Origin of the sequence: Lysobacter hankyongensis, assembly GCF_039543145.1 — a bacterium.
GTDB classification, from domain to species: Bacteria; Pseudomonadota; Gammaproteobacteria; order Xanthomonadales; family Xanthomonadaceae; genus Lysobacter_I; species Lysobacter_I hankyongensis.
The window spans coordinates 1-3,962 of the sequence record NZ_BAABJE010000013.1 but is presented as its reverse complement, the minus strand read 5'-3'; the positions used below and the strand labels follow the sequence as shown (position 1 = coordinate 3,962).

General features: G+C 66.6%; 6 protein-coding genes. 2 read left to right on the top strand and 4 right to left on the bottom strand.

Features of this window, described 5'->3' with window-relative positions:
- The 4 genes from ABD974_RS12335 to ABD974_RS12320 form a co-directional block, all read right to left on the bottom strand.
- On the bottom strand, positions 1 to 223 hold a 223-nt coding region (locus ABD974_RS12335), incomplete at its 3' end, for an efflux RND transporter permease subunit (RefSeq protein ID WP_345303640.1).
- Positions 224 to 233: 10 nt separating this feature from the next.
- Complete coding sequence (locus ABD974_RS12330; RefSeq protein ID WP_345303639.1) at positions 234 to 1,469, bottom strand: efflux RND transporter periplasmic adaptor subunit; 1,236 nt, start codon at positions 1,467 to 1,469, stop codon at positions 234 to 236.
- Positions 1,466 to 2,716 (bottom strand): TolC family protein, encoded by a 1,251-nt coding sequence (locus tag ABD974_RS12325; RefSeq protein ID WP_345303638.1) that lies wholly within the window; start codon positions 2,714 to 2,716, stop codon positions 1,466 to 1,468. Before ABD974_RS12325 ends, ABD974_RS12330 begins: the two co-directional genes overlap by 4 nt.
- Positions 2,717 to 2,775: 59 nt before the next feature.
- Complete coding sequence (locus ABD974_RS12320) at positions 2,776 to 3,168, bottom strand: hypothetical protein (protein ID WP_345303637.1); 393 nt, start codon at positions 3,166 to 3,168, stop codon at positions 2,776 to 2,778.
- Positions 3,169 to 3,391: 223 nt separating this feature from the next.
- Between ABD974_RS12320 and ABD974_RS12315 the strand changes: the two genes are divergently transcribed.
- Positions 3,392 to 3,628 (top strand): hypothetical protein, encoded by a 237-nt coding sequence (locus ABD974_RS12315; protein ID WP_345303636.1) that lies wholly within the window; start codon positions 3,392 to 3,394, stop codon positions 3,626 to 3,628.
- Positions 3,629 to 3,655: 27 nt separating this feature from the next.
- Positions 3,656 to 3,904: a hypothetical protein gene (locus tag ABD974_RS12310; RefSeq protein ID WP_345303635.1), complete on the top strand. Its 249-nt coding sequence runs from the start codon at positions 3,656 to 3,658 to the stop codon at positions 3,902 to 3,904.
- The last annotated feature ends 58 nt before the right edge of the window (positions 3,905 to 3,962 follow it).

The following is a 3,962-nucleotide window of genomic DNA, read 5'->3' as shown; positions in this document are numbered from 1 at the left end:
CGGCCAACGCGGTTTCGACCGGGAAGGTGACGCGCTGTTCGGCCTCCAGCGGCGAATAGCCGGGCGTTTCGGTATTGATCTGCACCTGGACGTTGGTGATGTCTGGTACGGCGTCGATGGGCAAACGGCTGTAATTCCAGAACCCCAGCGCGGACAGACCCGTCGCCAGCAGCAGGACCAGCCATCGGTGCGCGATGCACGCGCGAATGATGCGTTCCAACATGATGGCGGCCTCAATGATCGTGACTGGCGCCGGACTTTTCGATGTCCGCGCGGATCAGATAGCTTTGTTCGGTCACATACGGCGTGCCCGGTTTCAGGCCACCCAGCACTTCGGCCCATTCGCCGTCGCGATCGCCCACTTCGAGCATCCGCACCTCGTAGGTGTCGCCGATCTTGGCGAACACCACAGTGAAATCGCGGAAATGTTGCAGACCCGATTCGCGCACCGCGAGCGGCACTTCGCGGGCATCGACCGTGACCTCGGCCGAGACCGTCATCCCGGGTCGCCACTGTCCCGAGGGGTTGGGAATGCTGACGCGGGCGACGACGCTCTGGCCGCGGGTTGCGAGCGGCAGCAGGGTTTCGATCTTCGCGGATTGCTCTGCGTCGCCGGTCGCCGACTTGATCCGTACCTCCTGGCCGACCGAGAGCTTGGATGCGTCGCGGCCGATCGCGTGCAATTCGACCCACACCTCGCCCATGTTCGCCAGTTCGATCAAGGTGTTGTCGTTGGCGACATCGCCGACATTGGTGTTGCGCGCGAGGACGACGCCGTCGAACGGCGCGGTGACCGGATAGGTGCGCATGCTCTCGTTGCCTTCGACGACCACGAGCGTCTGACCCCGACGCACTTGTTGGCCTTCTCGGACTTGCACCGCGCGGACGATCCCCGGGAACCGTGCTTTGATCTGCGCATGCCGGTTCTGGTCCAGCGCGACAGTCCCCATCAACTGCACGGTGTCTCGGATCACCGCGCCGCCTGCGGTCTCGGTCTTGACGCCCGCGTCCTTGGCGATCGCGTCGGGGATCGTCGCGCGGCCTTCGTAGGAGTCGTAGACCCACGCGTGCGCCTTGCCGGCGTGATTCGCGGTGACCTTCACATCGAACGAGTGCGGCTCGGTCACCACGCCATTGCCGCGCAGGTAGTCGCCTTCGGGCTTGAACGCGAAGCGATTGGTTTCGCCATCGAGCCGTTTGAGTTCGACCGTCGCCTGTACCTCGGCCGGCGGCAGTAGCTTGTCGTTACGGTAGGCATACAGCCGGTATTCGGGCGGCACGTTGGACTCGAAGATCGTGACTTCGATGGCGAAATCGCCGTCGCGCAACATCCGGCCCCGATGCGGGCCGCGCTCGTATTCCGCAGCCGGCGCCGCATGGCCGCCTTCGGCTTTGGAGGTATCCGGCGTCTTGTCGCCGCAAGCGACGAGCGCAAGGCTCAGAATGAACAGGGACAGGATGCGCATCATGGGGCGGTCTCCGGGGCAACGGCGGCGAGGCGTTGCACCTCGATCAGCAGGGTGTGGTAACGGGCGGCGGCATCGACACTGCGCTTACGCAGGTCGAACAACGTCTTCTGCGCCTGCGCCACCGACACGAACGAGAAACGACCGGCCTCGAAGCCGCGTCGGGTGAAGGCCAGTGCCTGTTCGGCTTTCGGCAGCATCTTCGTGCGCAGCGATTCGTACTCGGTGCGTGCGTGCAGCAGCTCCTGATAGGTCTCGAACAGTGCCTGGTACCGCTCGATGCGATCCGCTTCGCGCCGGGCGTCGAGCGCGGCAAGTTCCGCGTCGGCTTCCGCGACCGAAAAGGCCGCGCGTTGCCGAGTGCCCAGCGGCACCGATACCGACATCACGAGGCCCTGATCGTCGAGTGCTTCCAATCGACGCACGCCCAAGCTGACCTGCAGATCCGGCTTGGCGGATGCTTCCGCCAAGCGCCGACGCGCCGCGATGCGGTCGGCGTCCAGACGCGCAGCGCGTTGTGCGGGCGACTCCGGCAGGCGGCCCGCCAGGGCCTCGAACGGCTCCACGGGCGGGAGCGGCGTCAGATCGCCGTCGACCTGATCGAAGTCAGGCGAAAAAGCGCCCCAACTGGCGGCCAGCGTCAATCGGGCGCTGGCCAGCTCATGCTCGGCATGCTCGCGCGCCAGTTCGGCCTCGGCTACCGCGATCTCGGCTGCACGCAGATCCGACTCGGGGTTCCGCGCCGCCGCGACCCAGCCGGCGACTTCACGCCGCGTGCGCTCCGCCAATGCGACTTGTTCGCGGGCGGCTTGGAGTCGGGCCTGATCGGCCTGGACTTCGATATAGCGCGTCCGGGTACGACTCTCGATTTCCAGACGGGCCGTGTTCGCCGTGTGCTGCTGGCGGGCAATTTCGGCGTCACCCAGCGAGATTCGGGCACTGCGCTTGCCCCCCAACTCGATGGTGCGACCTACGCGCAGAGTCGTTTCGGCCGAGCGCACACCGCTCAGGGCACCGCTTCCGGCGACGTTTTCCAGATCGCCGCCCACGATGTAGGGCGTCGGCAGGGCGTCATGCTGGGCGCGCGCCCGGGCGGCGTCCAATTGGGCGGATTCGGCGGCCAGGGCCGGGTTGGCGGCGACGGCGCGGGCGATGGCGTCTTCCAGACGCAAGGGTTCGGCGGCCTGCCCGGGTTGGGCAATGCCGCAGGCCCCGGCCAAGGCCAGGGCAAGCAGACAGCGGGATTTCACGGAAACCTCCAGGATCGGCAGACAACGGCGAGGGACCGCCAAGGGCGGTCGGGGCGTCGTCAGGCGATGGGAGGTCGGAAGGGGGTGGACGGGGGCTGTAGGGGTAGCCCGCTTCGGGCCAAGTCCGGCGGGTTCTCTACCGCGCGCGGAGCGGATGGAATTCGGATCTCGGCGACCAGTTCAAGCGTGTTATGGCCGCCGGGCTGGTGCATTAGCCCATGGGTTCCAGAAGTGTGATCCTCCATCGGCGTACCGTCATCCGCTTGCGAAGGCGGCGCGTGATCCTCTGGATGCGGGTGGCCGTCCGCATGCTCCCCGATGGCCATCGCGTGATCGGCCGCATGCATTTCCGACAGGCCGGACAGCACGGGTCGAATCATCAGCCCGAGCACCAGCAACGCCAGCAGACTGGCGCGCAGGAATCGTTTGGCTCTGGCGAGATGAGAACGCATCTCAAACAGGGTACGCGATCACTGAGGCCGGACTCAAGTCCGCCCAAGTGCGGCCGAGCGAGTTCCTCGTCGGATCGCCCTCGAACCTTGTCAGTCCGATGACCGGCCGCCAGGCAGGGCCGGAAGTTCTCGGTTCATTCAAAACCGTCCGTGATTTCGGGGTGGAACCCAGAGCACGCATCCGGCGATCATCGATAGGGCGCTCTGGGACGAAGCGCATGCGTTGCTGCAGATCAACGGCCGGGTCCGTTCCGCCAGTTCGCGCGGCAAGGTCGACTTCCTGTTGAAGGGTCTGCTGACCAGTCCCGACGGCCGCGCCCTCTCCCCGTGGCACACGACCAAGTCCAATGGCCGCACCTACCGGTACTACCTGAGCACGCGCGACATCCACGAGGGGCGGGGCACGTCGGGCCTGCCGCGCCAGCCCGCGGCCGAACTGGAGGCCGCCGTGGTTGGGTGACTGCGCCAACTGTTGCGTGTCCCGGAGATGATCGAGGCGATGATCCCGCAAGCGATTGAGCTCGACCCGACCCTGGACGAAGCGCAGGTTACGGTGGCGATGGCGCAGGTCGACCGGGTGTGGGAGCAACTGTTCCCCACCGAACAGCAGCGGCTGGTCCGGCTGTTGGTGGAGCGGGTCATCGTGACGCCGACCAACTTGGAACTTCGCCTGCGCTCCGGCGGCATCGGCAGCCTCGCCGCCGATGCCCGGCAGGTCGCCGAGGCGGTCGCATGAACCGCCCGACCCTGACGGTGACCGGGCAGGCCAGTGAAGTGGTCGCCAGCAACGGGAG

What these genes read in the sequence shown, in the direction of transcription:
- ABD974_RS12330 (WP_345303639.1), bottom strand. Translation starts at nt 1,469, where the DNA reads ATGATGCGCATCCTGTCCCTGTTCATTCTGAGCCTTGCGCTCGTCGCT.
- ABD974_RS12320 (WP_345303637.1), bottom strand. Translation starts at nt 3,168, where the DNA reads ATGCGTTCTCATCTCGCCAGAGCCAAACGATTCCTGCGCGCCAGTCTG.
- ABD974_RS12310 (WP_345303635.1), top strand. Translation starts at nt 3,656, where the DNA reads ATGATCGAGGCGATGATCCCGCAAGCGATTGAGCTCGACCCGACCCTG.